Source organism: Halorubrum coriense DSM 10284 (assembly GCF_000337035.1).
Lineage (GTDB): Archaea > Halobacteriota > Halobacteria > Halobacteriales > Haloferacaceae > Halorubrum > Halorubrum coriense.
The window spans coordinates 78,368-93,927 of record NZ_AOJL01000062.1 but is presented as its reverse complement, the minus strand read 5'-3'; the positions used below and the strand labels follow the sequence as shown (position 1 = coordinate 93,927).

Genomic DNA, 15,560 nt, shown 5'->3' with positions numbered 1-15,560 from the left:
AATCCCAGAGCACCGGATGCGACACCCATCGCCCATCGACACCGATACCGGCTGTTGCCTACGACGATCCTTGTTGAGAGATTGCCGTGTCCAATCGGTTCCAGACCCTCTCGAACGCCGGCGGATCACCGGTCAGGTCCGGCAGCGTAGTCTCCCACTGGTAGCGGATCGTCTCTTCTTGCTCGGCGGGGAGTCCGTCGTTCAGATCAACGGTGAGCCCATCATGTTTGCACTTCGCGTCGAAGGCGGGTCCCACGTCGGCAAAATCGATCGTGACTGAATCAGTTTCGAGGAGCTGATAGAGGTCGTAGTAGTCACGGGCGGCCCCGCGCTGGTAGATCGCCCGGAGCTTTTCGGCGAAGATCTCCTCAACGCTGTACGCTTGGAGGTCGAACTCGGGCACGTCTTCGTACACGTGAGTATGCTGAACGGGGTCGAAAGCGACGTGCTCGTCGATCATCACGTCGATGCTGGTCGTGTTGGGATGGTTGAGGACGGCCCGGTACTGAATGCTGATGTCGACGTAATGGGTCGGGTAGTGGTCCTGCTGGGATTCGTGGTGCTCTCGAACCTCGAACTCGATACCAGAGCGGTCGGCAATCGTATCGAGGACCGTTCGGAGTTCTTGTGTTGACCCCTGGTACTCTCCTTCAACACCAAAATCGAGGTCCTCCGAGAATCGCCACGACTGCGGGAAATACAGTTTGGACAGCGCAGTCCCGCCTTTGAACAGGAGGTTGTCGCCGTAGTCGCTCGTGAAGATCCCCCAGAGGAGCCACGAATTGACGTAGGTCTTTTCGGCGTACCCTTGCCGAACGCCCAGTTCGCGAGCGAGGATTCGGAGCCGGTCCTGACTGATCATCGCGATCAGGACTCCGTCGGCTCCAACATGGCTGGCTCGACGTTGATCTGAAGTCGATACGTGCTGTCAGTCGATCCGGTGTCGGGTCGCGTCGGGTCTAGTGCGGAATAGCCACTCGTGAACGACGCGACGAGTTCCTCGCGAGCGGGGAGACCGATGCCCAGCTGATCGGCGAGGTAGACGATCCGCTTGGTCGCAGCGCCGTTGTCGAGGCGTTCGAGGTACTCGCCGACGGCCTCCCAGTCGCAGCCCCGTTCGTCGGCAGCTCGCATCGCGGTTGCGAGTTCCCGGAGCCCACCACAGAACCCGGGGTGGTCCGCACAGTCGACTAGCGTCTTCTCCAGGTCGCTGACCTGAACAGTTGTACCCTCGATGGATGTCGGCTCAAAGCCGAAGAATTTCCGGTCGGTGACTGTCGTGACGCGGTACGGAACGCCGTGGATCTCTCGGCTTTGCGCTCGGGTCGGCGTGACGACGTACACCGTCCGAGGTACTTGTTCGGTCAGCCCGTGGTGGCTGAGGGCGCTGTAGTAGCCGATGTACATCGGCTCGGCGACGTGGGCGGCGATGAGGTACTCGTGGGTTGTGTACACGGCCTCCTCGCCGGCCGAGAGTGGCACGATGAGATACGTGCCCGAGAAGAGCCGGTCGAGCCAGCCCTTCTCGGTGAGCCGGGAGGCGACCTCGCGGGCGGTGTTCGGAGGGATCCCCAGCGTCGTCTCGATGTCGTCGACAGAGATGATCTGGTGACCCGCGCCAGCGAGTCGTGTAAGCAGTCGACTTTCTCGACTCGAGAGACCCTGGCGTATATTTTTTGATTGTTCTATGGTACTCATACCTGCGTTTCTTACATAGAGTATAAACACGAGCCTGCTTTAGCCTTGCGACTGCGACGGAGACGGAGATGAGCAGCCTTAACCAACGAACTCGGGGGTAGAACCAAGCGTTGGTTAAGAAGTTAAGTGCTCTCTTCGAGCACGTCGATGCTCTCGTGTTAACCAACACAGCCCACGAATCCAGAGATCTGATCGTTACGACGGCAAAGTGATTTTCAAGTCTGCTGATAATATCCCATTCAGCCTTCCTCAGCCCGGGACAATGGTGGTCTGCCTAGTCAATAGTCGAATGCCTTTCTATCCAGGGCATTTATCGGTGCTATCGACCAAACCCAAGTATGAGCGATTCGGCGTCTCCAAGCGCCTCTGTCTCGCTACCTGAGCCGATCGACATTCCTGTTGCTCTGAGTCGGGCTGGAATCGATTATGTCACAGTTCATGACCAGCGACTTCTGGCAATCTATCGGACCGGCATCTTCAATGTGGTAACTGAGCCGGAGTCGGTATCGAGTGCGCACACACTCCAAATTGAATGCTGGGAAGCACCACTTCCCTCTCATGATGATGAACGGTCACAAAAGGAACTTCTCGAGGAATTTGCCGCCGTGTTTGATGATGGTCAGAAGTCCTGAAGTGCCCCATCGGGTACTTCAGTCAGAACCACGATAATTAGTTGAGGGCGCTAGAAACACTAGAAACAAGTCAGCTGGCACGAATCAACACAATACGCGATTTATGGACATTTCTGAGACGCTCCAGACACTGTATACTGCGACTGTTGAGCAAGACGATGGCACCTATCAAATAACCGTACCAGACCGTGAGATAGCCACCGGCACACTCTCTGAGGGTGAAACATACCGTGTTGCGCTCATATCGACATCGACGTCGGATACCGAAGACACCGACATGACTGAGGTCACTCAGTCAGCTGACCACGCTGGTCAGCAACACGAATACGACGGCCCGCCTGTCGAGGAAGGTGAACAGCGAGACGTTAAAATCGAGAACCTCGGTGACCAAGGTGACGGGATCGCGAAAGTTGAGCACGGCTACGTCGTGATCGTTCCCGAAACGAGTGTCGGAGACCGAGTCACTGTCGAGATGCAACAAGTGCGTGAGAACGTTGCGTTCGCTGATGTCGTTGATGACACCCTTCGCGGGGAAGCCTAGGACTTGCTAACTCGTGCGAATTTGTGGTCAAGGTAACGTATTAAGTTCACAAGACTGATTTCAAAAGTGGATATGTTGTCGATATGGTTGATCAGCAGACGAAAATCCTTGCGCATCTCCGTTCAATCCGCACAGCACTTGTCGCTGTAGCAGTGTCCACTCTCGCAACAGGGCTGATTATTCGAGAAGAACCATTGGCATTTCCACTTTTCATTATCAGTCTACTCGTCTGTGCGTACGCCTTTGTACCACCACTCCTCCGCAAGTGATATATTCGCAATCCTCAAGCGACCGGCTGTTTCAGACTATAATATGTCTGAAGAAGAGGAGTTCAACAGGGGCCACGTATTCTCAATACTGAAAATCAGGTGGTAGCGCTTTTGAATAAGCGATATAGTACATTCTGATAATGCCGTCTCAAACTACGGGCGATTCGTGGTCATACACACAGAAGGGTACTGTTGGTATCTGGAAGGTTGATGACTGGGGGAAAGTCTTCGATGAAGAGTTACAGGAGGCAGAAGCTCACTTTAGAGAGACTGTTGAAGAGGAAGACATCAAGGGAGTAATCATCCATTTCGTCTCTGCGGACGCGCTAGGAAGCGAGACACAGAGCCACATCAACAATGTCTGGTCCGAACTCACTCAACTTGGCGACATTATACGAGCCGCCTACGTTGCTGACGGACTGAAAGGGATGGCCGTCGAGTCGAACGTTGAGAACCCCGATCTCGAAACTGAGTCCTTCAAATCGTTGGACGAAGCCCTAGAGTGGGCTCAGGAGGCTTGACATCCTCCCGGCGCTGAAGCGCGAGGATTCCCACGGCACCGCACCGCTGGGTTGGGATATTTACGGTTCGTAGCCACCTCGAAAGACGACTACTGGCTGTGTCAACCAGCCGTTACTCCTATCCTGCGAGGGATTCGGAGATACCTCTTGACTGTCCCCCGTGTTCCGCCAACAGAAAGGGATGCTTTCTGCGTGGAATCAGGGGAATCCAAATATTGTCCGATTAACTGGGCGGGCAGGCCGCCTCTGCTAATTGTTAGCACGATGTGAGATCAATTAACACATCCGGTCAGAACGTCAACTGTAGTTCGTATAGGAACTGTCGGATTCATCCTCGCGCTAAACCACGGGGCTTTCTCCTCAATCTTCCGTAAGCACATCAGTCGAAAATTGGAGTTGGCTTGGGTTCTCTGTCAACAAAAAGCAACCCTACGTCGGATATCTACTCACCCGTCAGGTTGACTCGGGTCGATGGCACGACCTGTGAGGTGTAAGCGGATACCCAAGCACACCACACCTCTCAGGAGGCCCGACACACCACTCACAAACCACAGCTAGACCCCCCGAGGTCTGGTGAGGGTACCTTCGGGGATACGGGAACAGCCTGCTGTCCCACGAAGGAATCCTCGTGCTTCAGGGCGGAGATGATGTCAAAGAGCGTCCTCAGCGAACACCGCATCAAGCGAGTCGTCATCGAACTCGCCAACAGCGAGTACCGACACCGCAGTGCCGCCTTCGATTTCCACGCTTGACAGTGCGAGCGCCACGTCGTCCGTTCCGGCAACGACGACTTCAAGATCGTACGTGCCGGCATCGACCGGAACGTATTCGCTTGCGGCTTGGAAGTTGATCTCCTCACACAGTGTGGGGCCTCCATCGGCGACGCGCACATCCACTGCAGGGGCGTCCGGGGCGGTATGGATGAACCGCACGTGTGCTTGGTCGTCTGCCACGTCACCAGGAGCGTCGGTGAACACTGTACATTCGATTTCGGCCAGCGTCCCCGTTGCTATTGCCGAGTATGCGGTGTCTGCCTCAAGATCAAGCGTCGCATCAAGGACATGCTCGTCGTCGCCGTGTGCCGTCACAGCGATGTCATGGTTCTCAGCGGGCAGCTCGGCGTATTCACTTATGTCTGTAAATGGTATGTCCTCAAATGCTATCTCGCCGTCGACGTGGATGTCTACGTTCGATACATCAGGACTACAGTGACCGACACGGACGGAGGCTGTTTCCGGCATCACACATATTTTAGGCAGATATCAACTTCAAACTATATATTTGTACAAAATATATTATATATAGGTGTCAAATTCACATATAGTTTCGGAGACCTCTGTTGTTTCAGACACTGATCACAACGCTTGGAGCAGAGAGTACGTATGGCGAAATATTCGAACTTGTGGCCGGAGGTGTCGATCAATGAGCTATCGATGGTTCCCGGCGGGTGCGGAACGTTCCCCGTGGGGGCCGACGTTCTGTAAGCGGCGGGAGGCTGTCTTTGTGTAGATCCTCGTCGGTGAGGATCCGAACGTCAAGCACTTGGGCGAGAGCCCACGCTTTGCTTGTCACACCCCACGACACGGCCAGCACAGGCATCGCTCGCGCAAGGAGCGCTCGGAGAGCGATGTCCTCGACTGCTTGCCGGTCGACGAGTGTTGTGTGCCAGTCTTTACACTCAACGACGAGGTAATCAGCTGGTTCATCGCGGTGTTTGTTCCGCTGCGCCACTACGTCGGTTTCGAGCCCGAAGAGCCGTTCATTGCGGCTGGTCCGGTAGCCCCAGTCTTCGAGTGCGTCCGCGACGTGTTTTTCCAACCAGCGTCCGTTCGTCGGGTCGTGTTCCGGGTCGGTGTCCTCACGAACCGAGACGGGGTCACTGAGCGCGTTGATCTGCTCGCGAATGTCCCTCTCAAAGTTAGTCATCGACGGGACCTTTCGTTCCAGCTCGCACTGCGGTGTGTTCGAGTGCTGTGGCGACGGCTTGTGCCTCTGTGGGCGTGAGTTCCGCGTAGGTCACGCCCCATGGCCCGCCGAAGCTGAGCGTAATGCGGCCGTCGTCGGTCTCGGTTTGACTTACCTGGACGGTGCCCGCGGTTTCTGTGACTGGGCGGTCGCGGATTACGTCTGTTTTGAGATCGATGACCGGTTCTGTCATTGGTGCTCACCCGATTGCGTTGGGGTGTGTGGTGTTGCCGGAACTGGTGTCGGCTCCGAGCTGGCGACTTTGACACGCTGGCTATGACGTGACTGTCGGCGTCGGTCTATCGTGTGGTACGGTGGTGTCTGTGCGGTCGCGTCGGCTGTTTGGGTTCGTCTCATATTCACTGGAAACGCGGTGTGGCGTAACCTGTTGGCAGGGATCGAGCCACTGCCAAGGCTAGCGGTGGAGCATTCGTCTTGCTGTGCGGGCCACATCACGGCCTGTTGAGCGCGAAATGTGGTGGTCGCCTCTCGGCACGTCACCAGCGGTGTCGACAGCGCTGCCGTCAGCACGTGTGTTCGCCACCACGAGTACGTCCCGTCGTCGACGATCCACTGGCGGCGACCGTCGACGGAGATGGAGTGTACTCGCTTCAGTTCGCGGACGTCGCGAATGCGGCGGTCATAGCTACTCGCAGAGATGCCTGTCCGTTCGAGTAGCTCGCTCCGGCTGCGTGGCTGGTCTGCCCGACACAGTGCGGCGTACAGTTTGGTTGCCGTTGGCGTGAGGTCAGGCCGGAATCGCGTCGACGGGAGTGTGGCCGCCGCGCGTTCAACGTCGGCAGGCGTCGGTACGTGAGACTCGCTCAGCGCGCGCAGCAGGCTCACCACGACGTCGTACGGACACGCCTGCCGTTGGGTGTCCGACGGGCCAAACGAGCGCAGACACAGCCGCACGAGCCGCTGTCGCTCGCGGGGTGTCCACTGTCCGTCGTGGGTCATCGCAATCTCGTCGATTACCCGCCGGATGGCGGGGTAGGTGGTGCCATCAATAACGGGGATTTCGAGAGTCGGTGCGGCTTCAGTGCCGTCCGCAATTGCTTCGCGGACGGTTGTGAGCTCATCACTGAGGCTCGTGGTAATCGCGTCTTTGAGGGTCGTTGCTGTCGGCCCCGCAATCACCCACGACATGGTGAGATCGACCTGCGTGTTCGGTTCGACCTCGTAGGGAAGTCGCCGACACAGCTTCTCGGGACGGTCTTCAAACAGGAGTCGGTACCCTGCGTGGATTCCGTAGACAGACTGTTTGGTGGCTGTTTTGGCGAGAAACTCACAGAAGTCGCTTCGTCGAGCGGTGTTCTGAGCAATTGGCTCGGTGTCTGGGATCCTGATGGTGGCCGCCAGGTCGATCCCGACGGCGTGATACAGGTGGGTCGCTGACGCAAGCAGCCCGTGGAGGTCTTCGAAGAGCTCACTCCGAGCGGCTGTATCGTCGCTGTTGGTGAGCGTGGCGAGTCGGGCGAGGTGAGCGTCGCGAACGCTCGTAATGCGCTCTCGCCACGCCTCGTAGCTCGTCTCATCTTCGCTGAGCCAGCCGACTTGGTGGCCACGACGCAGCGTCCGGCCTGGGTCGTAGTCGGTGATGCCATCGTGGATACCTGTGAACTCCTCGCCAACCTGCGATGGAGTGAGGATCTCATCGAGTGCCTTCTCGCTGAGTAAGGCAGCCGCGAGACGTCCCAGTGTGGCTAGGGGCCCGCCCCACTGGCAGATGACGAGCAACTCATCGGCGTGGTGGCTGAGGTACGTTACTCGGCCATCATCGAACCGTGCCGGCTGGTCATCGACGAGGGTGATGCCTTCCTCGTGGGCTGGGGCGGCAAACCGCTGGTGAAGTGTGGGGTCCGGATGCTTTGAGCCCGCTGCCCACTGGACGAAGTCGGTGTCCTCGGGGTCACCTGTGGCGGCGATCCACTCGTCGGCTGGGGTGAGGTACTGCCCCTCCCGGCGGGGCGACACTGTACTTGTGAATTCGTGAGTGGTCGCAGTAAGACCACTCTGTAACTGGGTTTGTGCTGGATGCTGGAGTTCGGCGTTGTCGGTGAGACACTCGCTGACGGCTGTTTCGCCCAGTTCAGTGAGTTCGACCGTGTTTTGCGCTCGGCGGCGGTCGATCGTGGCGAGGTTTCGCGACTCTAACTCAATGACGTACCGACCGACCGTTCCGCGTTCAATATCGAGGTCGGGATGAGCTGTGAGCTCGTCGTACGTCTGGGCTGAATCGGGCTCAAGCGCCGCAAGAAGCCGGCGTTTGCCCGGTGCGTCCGCGAGCCCATCGAGTGCGTCCCACGCTGACTGGGTGGAGTTGGTGGTGGGTGAGCCGGCAGCGCTGCGGTGTCCTCGGTGGAGGGACCGATCCCGGCGCTCAGTAAGACCGAGGTGGATCTCACACCACTGTGGGTACCGCCCTTCGAGTGCCCGCCGGAGTCGGGGGCTTGCGACAAGGCGGACATCGAATCCGTCAGCGAGAACCGCAATCGCCGCAAGGGCGCGAACACCGGTTCGGCGATCGCTGAGGTCGGTCCACGCTGGCCCGTCGAGTACCAACGTGATTGCCTGTGGGGTGACGTCGAGTTCACGATGGAGCACAACTGGGCCCTTCGCGAGCGCGCCAAGGGTAGCGTTGAGAGCGCCGCGACCAGTGCCTACCGACTCGACGGTGTCGGTGAGTTCTGTGTGACGGCGTTCCTGATATTCCGAGTCTGTCGTGGTACCGGTGAGCGCAAGCTCGGTGATCGCGCGAGTGTACGCAACTGCTTCTGCGGTGGCGTCGTCCCACGAGTCAGCTAGTGAGTTCCACCCGGGAAGGGTGACATCGAGAATCGACGAGCTTGCTCGCCACGGATCAGTCTGTTCCGTGTATTCTTGAATGGTCTCGATGGTGTGCTCACGGAGGGCTGCGAGGATGTCTGGAACCCACTCTGTCAGGCGCGGCGAGATGGCCGTACAGACCGGGCCGTCGGTCTTGCTTGTAGATTGGCTAACGAGGTGGATCCCACGCTCACGGTGCTGTGTGCGACGCTGGTGGGCTACTGCGGTGGGCTGGCTGGGAGCTGGCATTACTGTGGCTCCCAGCAGTTGACCACCGCAATGAGACGCCGGAGTATCGCCCGGATGTACTGTCGCACCGTCCGCGATCTCGGGTCGACACCGCGGGCAGTCCGGATCGCAGCGGCGATTTCCGGGTACTGTGTCTCATCGAGTGTCCGAATCGCTCGAAACAGGCCACCGGTGACGCCCGGTATGTCGCCGGCCGCACTCGCGGTGAGTGCGTGCTGGAGGTGGGCGATTGTCACCTGTGGAGCAGTGGCGACTGGTGGGGCACTCGGTGCCCTGCGTCGTGGCGTTCCCATCAGTCGTCACCGCCTGGCGCTGTCGGGTTATTGCTGACAGTCACCTGTGTTCGAGCCACCTGGCGTTGACGTCGCTGCCACAGCGTGGGTGCCACGTGGTCGTCCACTGACGTCTCCGGTGGGAGCCAGCGGAGTGTCGTCGTTGCTGGCGCACTTACGGCGACGGTGACTGGTTCGATGAAGATCGGCCATGTCGATTGCGTCGCAGCGTCTGAGGCGATTCCAACCCGGCCGGCAACCAGCAGTTCGTGAACGCCAAGCGTGAACACCTCCTGTTGGCGGTGGTTTGGATCCGCACAGACACAATGGCCGACGTGATGGGTGCGCTCGCCAGTTGGTTTGTAGACGTACGCAACGATCTCGTCGCCTTCGGTGAGCGAGCGCCCACAGTATTGGCATGTGCCGACGGTGGATGCCAACGACAGTTGATCGAGCGTCCCGATGGTGGTTCCGAGGTGGGCAGTACCATCGGTATCGCCTGCGGGGGCTACAGATTCGGATTGCGGTTTCTGACTCATTGGCCCCGATTGACGCAGGCGATTGTTCGTCCGCAGTACCAGCCACAGCGCGGGCAGACCCACCCGTTGACGAAGCGGTTGACGAGCCGTTCGCACTGATGGCATCGCCAGAGCTTCTTCGTCATTTGTGGCCCTCTACTGCCTGCCGGACGGTGAGATCGTCAAGGGCACCGGTGAGGGTCTCGCGGGCGTCAAAGCGGATGGACGGCCGTTGGGTGCGACTCACGCCGTCTCACCTCGCACCCATGCGTCACGATTTGCGAGGGCTGTACGTGCCGCGTCGGTCAGGCTGTAGCTGTTGGTGCGGCCATCGCGTTGGCGCTTCTCGATGAACCCGTGCGCGACGAGTTCGTCGAGATTTTGATACAGGCGGCTGTGGTTGATCTCGTCTTGGTAGTAGGTGGCGAGATCCGTTTTGAGTGAAAGGCCGCTCTGTTCGTCGGTTTTGGCGAGCGCCCGCAGGAGGTCTCGCTGGAACGCGGTGAGATCCGAGAACGCGTTCTGGGTTTCAAGACGGTCTTCGTTCATGCGGCACCCCCTGCGCAGGCACGGCTAACTGGTGCGTGTAGCTGTGCGTCGAAGCCATCAGCCGGCGCTGAACAGCACGTACAGCCGTCGTTGTTGGTTTTGTTCGATTCGCTGGCCGTCGCGCAGGGCTTAAGCCCCGCAGTCGTTATCGTTCGCATGGTTCTGTGAGATTAGCACAGAACCCGACCCGGTCGGGTGCTGGTACACCGCGACCGGGATCCTACATTTCATCGCGAGCCGAGGGTTCGTCGCTCGGGCTCCGTGTTTTCACAAACGAATCTTCATGTTATAAAGTTAATGGTGATTCCTTCATAATTTCTAGATTTCTGTATAACTAATCCGGTGAAACGATTATGCGGTGATAACATCTTATGAATATGAGGAAAAGCGCTGACTGGATGACTATCTGGGATGACCGGATGTTGGAGGTAATCCGCGAGGAAGGATCCGGGTCTCCTACCCCGCTTTCGGAACACGAATACATCCATATTTCCGCGTCACAGGTATCTAAACGACTAAAAAAGTTGTCCGAGCATGGTCTGCTAGAAGCCCTCGGAAACGGGATCTACGTCACGACTCCCGAGGGCGAGAGGTATCTGGACGGAGAATTGGCTGTAGACGACATTAACCGCCACTAACGGAACGGAGACGAGAGCGCGCAGGTGTAGAATGATGAAGTTTGCGAACTGGATAGTCAGTGAGGACGGCCGCATTCTTGAACATCTCGACTGTGAGAGGACGCCATCGTGGTGGGAAATCGCATACGATTCACCTCCGGCAGCAGCTCGTTCGCACTCGGCTCCGCGTCCTCGCCACTGCTAGGTGGATTACCTCGCACGATTGTGGCGACCTTGACGACCACTGTTCGATCACGACGTGGGGCACTGGGTACCTGGGTGGGCACATCAATGCTGAGCCCGTTCGGCCGCCTGGCACTTCGACCGAGCTACGCTACGCGTCTAGACTGGTGGGCTGGGTTTGGATAACTCTCTAGAATATCGAAGGTCGATATTTCTCTGTGTCCGGCACTCTGAGTTGTGTTACGTCTTTATTGGTCCGGCTTGGGGTAGTGGAGATTCTCAAAAGGAACCTAACCGATCCGATCTCCCAATTCGGCTTTTAGAATAATCCGGCTGCTGCCTTCTTTGATAGCGCGTGCTTCGAGTTTCGTACTCTTGGATTGAATTTTGACCTTGGCCAGCTTTGTTGAAATCTGCTCTTCAGACACTTTTTGTTTATCATAGCCGGTGACTGAAAAATTCGTACTCACCGAGCAAGGAGCTTGTTTCGACAACAGAAGGGAGATGTCGTCCGAAACAGCTTGAGGGCCCTACAATCGAGATAGGACTCAATATCCTCAATTGGGTGCCCATCTCGGATGAACTGTTTATACTCCTCAAACGCGTCGTCGCGACCAGCGGGGAGGATCANATAGGACTCAATATCCTCAATTGGGTGCCCATCTCGGATGAACTGTTTATACTCCTCAAACGCGTCGTCGCGACCAGCGGGGAGGATCACGATTCCGGTCATGTTTGAGTAGAAATTACTAGTAGGAAGCAAATAGTTGGCTACACCACCATGTCCGAAGCTATTCACTAGAGAACAAGGGACTACTGTTGTGTTGAAATCTGATTTTCTAGACATTCTCGTCTGAAACAGCCGGTTGACGGGGGCTGCTTACTGAGCAAGATCTGGTTGTATCAGTATTGTCAATGAATCTGCGTCGCGGCCAACTGGTTCAACTCGGAATCCATGAGCGTCAGCGATGTACCGAATATCACTCGGCACAAGGTCGACGTCCCCAGCATTGTATATCTGTGGAAGAAATCGACGCCAACCAGAGGGTTTCTCACGGCAGTCCTCTTGATCAAGTGGAACTACTCCGCTAGCCTCCTTATCGTAACCCTCGTCCCGAGTAATCGTACTATATCCGCGTTCGTGGAGCGAATTAAGTAGATCTCGGAAGCCATCGGCCATCGTCTCACTTAACCATCACTAAAAGAATAAGTGCTTCCATGGCCGGTATCCGCGCTACCCTGTACTGACCGGTTTAGAGTGTAAAACGCTCAACTGCTGAGGGTTTCAACAACGGCTTGGAGACCGATTCCGAGTTCTTCAAACCGGCGTCAGATTATCCAGTAGTATGGACAAAGATGACTCTCACAGCGACGTTGTCCCTGGGAGTGATGAGGAACCTGACACGCCGGATGTTCGTGGCTACGACTTTCGTGGAGAATTTGATTTTGACGAGATGCTCGACGCCTATGGGACAACGGGGTTCCAGGCGACGCAGCTCGCAGAGGCAATCGACATCGCCGAACGTATGCAGGAGGCGGACGCCACTGTCTACCTCACGTTCACGTCAAACATCATCTCGTCGGGGCTGCGCGAGACCGTCGCGTATCTCGTTCGAGAGGGGTATGTAGACGTAGTTATTACGACGTCTGGATCGCTGACTGAGGACGTGATCAAGACGGCAAAGCCATTCAAGATGGGAAAATGGGACGCAGACGAGGCATCGCTCCGTGAGCGTGGGATCAATCGGCTCGGGAATCTCTTCGTTCCTTCTGACCGGTATGTGTGGTTGGAAGAGTATCTGTATAATTTCTTTGAGGACTTTTTCGCAGAGGAGAAAGTGAGATCACCGACGTCGTTCGCACGCGAGTTAGGTGAAACTCTTGAGGATGAGGATTCGGTTCTGAAGCAGGCCGCGGACAACGACGTACCGGTGTACTGTCCAGCGTTGACAGACTCCGAGGTCGGGAACTTCCTCTACTATTACCGTCAAGGGTACGATTCAGAAGTGGGTATTGAGATTTTGGACGACTATGACTCGCTAATTGAAGATGGGCTGCTCGCGGACTCGACGGGGCTCATCGCGGTGGGGGGTGGAGTACCGAAACACCATGCAATCATGACGAACCTCTTTCGAGGAGGAGCAGATTACGTGGTGTATATTTCAACGGGGATGGAGGGTGATGGGTCATTATCGGGTGCACCGCCGAACGAAGCGGTTTCTTGGGGGAAGATCAAAGAAAACCAGACGAACTACACACAAGTGGAAGCAGAGGCCACACTTGTCTTGCCACTGCTTGTGGCGAAAGCGTTCAAACAATAACCTCTCACACGCCCGTGGCGGGTCTGCTATGATACCGAGTGGGCGTAATTAGCGCAATAATCACGAGCAAATTCTTATCAAACTATCATCGGTTGAAGTTGATATACCATCATAGAGCGTTCTTGAGTGAAAGGACAGTCTCAATCTTCGAGTACGTCGCTAACACCTGAATGAGTGGCCCAACCTACCGATGGTACACTCTCGGGGGCCAACACTTCGTGGTCGTAGCGACGGCGTCATAATAAAGACAAACAAGGGATCTGAGAGCTAATCGTGCTGCCGTAGAAGGCTCTCAGCTAAGCTCAACATTTCATCACCCTCTTTGCTCGTCCGTACGTGTATTCCTCCATCAAGACGCGTTCTGTGAACGAGACTCCGCTTCGAGAGTGGCTCAACGATCTCCTCATTAACCATAGGATAGATGTCTTCGGCATCATCAGGCGACTTGTCGCTACCCTGTACGGCTGGGAGATCTTCCTCCAAAAGAAATCGACCAATCTGTTTTAACAAAACACCGTACGGCTCATTGTCTGGCTGCTCTTCTTGAATAAATGACAGCACCTGAATGAGCTGTAAATCCGGTTCAGTTGCGGGATATGCTGGGATAGGTTCGATAGCGTCCATACCGAAGCTAACTGTCTCTCCTGATCTGTCATCGCGTGCCTCGGTATACCCCTCAGGAACCACGTAATAGGGCTCAGCGCTCGTGAACATACAAGCCAGCATACCTGCAATGGCAGTGATCTTTGATCCCGCCGATATGTTCACTCGGATGTTATCGTCAGTGTTCCGCTGTCGTATCTGTGCCAGAATTGTTTCTATTGAGTTGTTCAGATCAAAGATGTCGCAATCTGTCCTTTCAACTGAGATTCCTTCCTCTTCAAGCATCTCCACAATCTGGTCTCGGCACCTACTCGCAGTCTCATTATCCGAATCGTGCTCGATCAGAACGACAATATCGGCATCTCGCTCGATCGCCGGCCGATAGATTCGCTCGTCTTCGAAGCCTTGCGGTGCAATGTGAACACGTCGGGGGACCGGCTCATTCATTGTGTTATTCTATCTGCGTAACATTAAAATAGTGACTGGTTGAACACCATCTCATCAGTCAAACCAAAGGACCGATTGAATGAGAGATTAAATCGGCTCAATTGCCTCAGTCCAAGTTATCATCTGTGTCAGTTAGGATATATCAATAAAATCACCGCGATTTATCCTTTCAAACACATTAGCGGCTCTACCATTGAAGTTTCTTGTGCTCGTAGTATAGAGCACAATAGACTGATCGTATTATGTACCGGGAAGGGATGTATCGAAGGGTTTTGGCCGTTGTGGCGGCCGTTTCCCGTCTCCGCGCTCGGAGCAGTGGGGTGGTTTTGTGCCGTCAGTTAGTTTCTTTGACGGCTACCATATATCTGCTTCGATTACATCGGAAGAATTACTACTCGAAATACAATAATAGATGACACGAAGTCAATTGAAGAGCGGTATCGAACAACGAGCACAAACGAATCTACAGATTGCGGCGGAACTCACGGATGTCGTCGAGTTCCTCATCACGAACGGCCACACAGACAGCAACACAACAATCAAGACACCGGCCCTGAAGAGCCAGTGTTCTGAAATGTCGTACAACCGAATCGAGCGGTTACATAGTGAAATGGGAATGGTCCAGAAGTACAAGCAGGGACCGAGTACCTACCTCATCCACGGCCAGAAGGGTGTCGTCAACGGACAGGGCGTCTCCCAAATGGTCAATCAAGAACTCCGGAAAGTGGCCCAGCACGCTCAGCAAAACTCGTCTGTGCGAGCGGTCGTGGCCAATGCACGGAACTTCCCGACGGGGAAGGCTCTCCAAGATCTGACCAACGGAAACTTTGGAGACCGCCGTGAGCGGTTGGAGCGTATCGTCACCGCCATTGAGGACTCGAACGTGACCAAGGGCCCGTACGTGAAAATCGTCTTCCGAACCCCTGCGAACCACTACTGCGCATCACCGCTGGCCGCTCAACTCTACCGATAGAGGCGACCGGCAGCGGCTATACGTTTAGTAGTTCGCCCATCGCATCTTGGAAGCAATCGGGTCCACAGTAGAACACGTAACTCCGGCCCGATTCACCGTGTGAGGGAATGCGGTGGACGACATAGTCGTCCGGCTTTTTTCCTTCCTCCTCGATCATGTGCCCGCAGTGCTGACACAACGCTTCGGTGATCTCCGATGAGCTGGTGGGTTCGTCCAACCGATCCGAGAGCTCGGCTTCGATGTGTTCGACGATTTCCTGTCGTCCCATTGTTGTCACCGCCTTACGTATGGTGACGGACGCGAGTGACAAAAGTAGTGACCTAATATCATACCTCTCGCGAGTCACGATCTCGCGGATATAAACACTACAGTC

Annotated in this window: 18 protein-coding genes; 6 read left to right on the top strand and 12 right to left on the bottom strand. The window is 56.0% G+C overall.

All coding sequences use genetic code 11. The features are described from left to right. Nucleotides 1-58 precede the first annotated feature (58 nt). Together C464_RS16270 and C464_RS16265 are read right to left on the bottom strand one after the other, a co-directional pair. Nucleotides 59-862: a nucleotidyl transferase AbiEii/AbiGii toxin family protein gene (locus tag C464_RS16270; protein ID WP_006114878.1), complete on the bottom strand. Its 804-nt coding sequence runs from the start codon at nt 860-862 to the stop codon at nt 59-61. 5 nt (nt 863-867) lie between these two features. Further along, complete coding sequence (locus C464_RS16265; RefSeq protein ID WP_006114877.1) at nt 868-1,698, bottom strand: type IV toxin-antitoxin system AbiEi family antitoxin domain-containing protein; 831 nt, start codon at nt 1,696-1,698, stop codon at nt 868-870. Nucleotides 1,699-2,036: 338 nt separating this feature from the next. Here C464_RS16265 and C464_RS18735 point away from each other — a divergent pair, with 338 nt between their 5' ends. The 3 genes from C464_RS18735 to C464_RS16255 all read left to right on the top strand — a co-directional run bounded on the left by C464_RS18735 (nt 2,037) and on the right by C464_RS16255 (nt 3,661). Beyond that, complete coding sequence (locus C464_RS18735) at nt 2,037-2,330, top strand: hypothetical protein (protein ID WP_152420989.1); 294 nt, start codon at nt 2,037-2,039, stop codon at nt 2,328-2,330. A 103-nt stretch (nt 2,331-2,433) separates the two neighbouring features. Next, the gene (locus C464_RS16260; protein WP_006114876.1) at nt 2,434-2,871 is read left to right on the top strand and encodes a TRAM domain-containing protein; all 438 of its coding nucleotides are present in this window, start codon (nt 2,434-2,436) and stop codon (nt 2,869-2,871) included. Between the two features lie 409 nt (nt 2,872-3,280). Beyond that, nucleotides 3,281-3,661, top strand: a complete 381-nt coding sequence (locus C464_RS16255; RefSeq protein ID WP_006114875.1) for a hypothetical protein — start codon at nt 3,281-3,283, stop codon at nt 3,659-3,661. Between the two features lie 650 nt (nt 3,662-4,311). On the opposite strand, the gene C464_RS16250 is transcribed toward C464_RS16255, so the two are convergent. From C464_RS16250 to C464_RS16235, 7 genes are all read right to left on the bottom strand, one after another. Then, nucleotides 4,312-4,902 (bottom strand): DUF4397 domain-containing protein, encoded by a 591-nt coding sequence (locus C464_RS16250; protein WP_006114874.1) that lies wholly within the window; start codon nt 4,900-4,902, stop codon nt 4,312-4,314. Between the two features lie 178 nt (nt 4,903-5,080). Then, entirely contained in the window at nt 5,081-5,587 is a 507-nt protein-coding gene (locus C464_RS16245) for a restriction endonuclease (protein WP_006114873.1), read from the bottom strand. Beyond that, a complete protein-coding gene (locus C464_RS17895) occupies nt 5,580-5,819 on the bottom strand; it encodes a hypothetical protein (RefSeq protein ID WP_080510490.1) in 240 nt (79 codons plus the stop codon). The genes C464_RS16245 and C464_RS17895 overlap by 8 nt, the downstream gene beginning before the upstream one ends. After that, the gene (locus C464_RS16240; protein WP_006114872.1) at nt 5,816-8,704 is read right to left on the bottom strand and encodes a hypothetical protein; all 2,889 of its coding nucleotides are present in this window, start codon (nt 8,702-8,704) and stop codon (nt 5,816-5,818) included. The genes C464_RS17895 and C464_RS16240 overlap by 4 nt, the downstream gene beginning before the upstream one ends. After that, nucleotides 8,704-8,940, bottom strand: coding sequence for a hypothetical protein (locus C464_RS18730; RefSeq protein WP_006114871.1), 237 nt, complete (start codon nt 8,938-8,940; stop codon nt 8,704-8,706). Before C464_RS18730 ends, C464_RS16240 begins: the two co-directional genes overlap by 1 nt. A 56-nt stretch (nt 8,941-8,996) precedes the next feature. Next, the gene (locus C464_RS17890; protein ID WP_080510489.1) at nt 8,997-9,515 is read right to left on the bottom strand and encodes a hypothetical protein; all 519 of its coding nucleotides are present in this window, start codon (nt 9,513-9,515) and stop codon (nt 8,997-8,999) included. A 222-nt stretch (nt 9,516-9,737) separates the two neighbouring features. Further along, complete coding sequence (locus C464_RS16235) at nt 9,738-10,043, bottom strand: helix-turn-helix transcriptional regulator (RefSeq protein ID WP_006114870.1); 306 nt, start codon at nt 10,041-10,043, stop codon at nt 9,738-9,740. 377 nt (nt 10,044-10,420) lie between these two features. On the opposite strand from C464_RS16235, the gene C464_RS16230 reads away from it, so the two are divergent. Continuing rightward, nucleotides 10,421-10,681 (top strand): PhiH1 repressor-like protein, encoded by a 261-nt coding sequence (locus C464_RS16230; RefSeq protein WP_049911326.1) that lies wholly within the window; start codon nt 10,421-10,423, stop codon nt 10,679-10,681. 452 nt (nt 10,682-11,133) lie between these two features. Here the strand turns inward: C464_RS16230 and C464_RS18725 are convergent, their stop codons facing one another. Then, nucleotides 11,134-11,313, bottom strand: coding sequence for a hypothetical protein (locus C464_RS18725; protein WP_152420987.1), 180 nt, complete (start codon nt 11,311-11,313; stop codon nt 11,134-11,136). 876 nt (nt 11,314-12,189) lie between these two features. Here C464_RS18725 and C464_RS16220 point away from each other — a divergent pair. Continuing rightward, on the top strand, nt 12,190-13,164 hold the full coding sequence (locus tag C464_RS16220; protein ID WP_006114867.1) for a deoxyhypusine synthase: 975 nt from the start codon (nt 12,190-12,192) through the stop codon (nt 13,162-13,164). A gap of 267 nt (nt 13,165-13,431) precedes the next feature. Here the strand turns inward: C464_RS16220 and C464_RS18720 are convergent, their stop codons facing one another. Continuing rightward, the gene (locus C464_RS18720; RefSeq protein WP_152420986.1) at nt 13,432-14,214 is read right to left on the bottom strand and encodes an HFX_2341 family transcriptional regulator domain-containing protein; all 783 of its coding nucleotides are present in this window, start codon (nt 14,212-14,214) and stop codon (nt 13,432-13,434) included. A 412-nt stretch (nt 14,215-14,626) separates the two neighbouring features. On the opposite strand from C464_RS18720, the gene C464_RS18715 reads away from it, so the two are divergent. Further along, nucleotides 14,627-15,187, top strand: a complete 561-nt coding sequence (locus C464_RS18715) for a hypothetical protein (RefSeq protein WP_006114866.1) — start codon at nt 14,627-14,629, stop codon at nt 15,185-15,187. 16 nt (nt 15,188-15,203) lie between these two features. Here C464_RS18715 and C464_RS16210 read toward each other — a convergent pair whose 3' ends face one another. Beyond that, nucleotides 15,204-15,455 carry a hypothetical protein gene (locus C464_RS16210; RefSeq protein ID WP_006114865.1) on the bottom strand — a complete coding sequence of 84 codons (252 nt, stop codon included), beginning with the start codon at nt 15,453-15,455 and terminating at the stop codon, nt 15,204-15,206. Nucleotides 15,456-15,560: the final 105 nt, after the last annotated feature.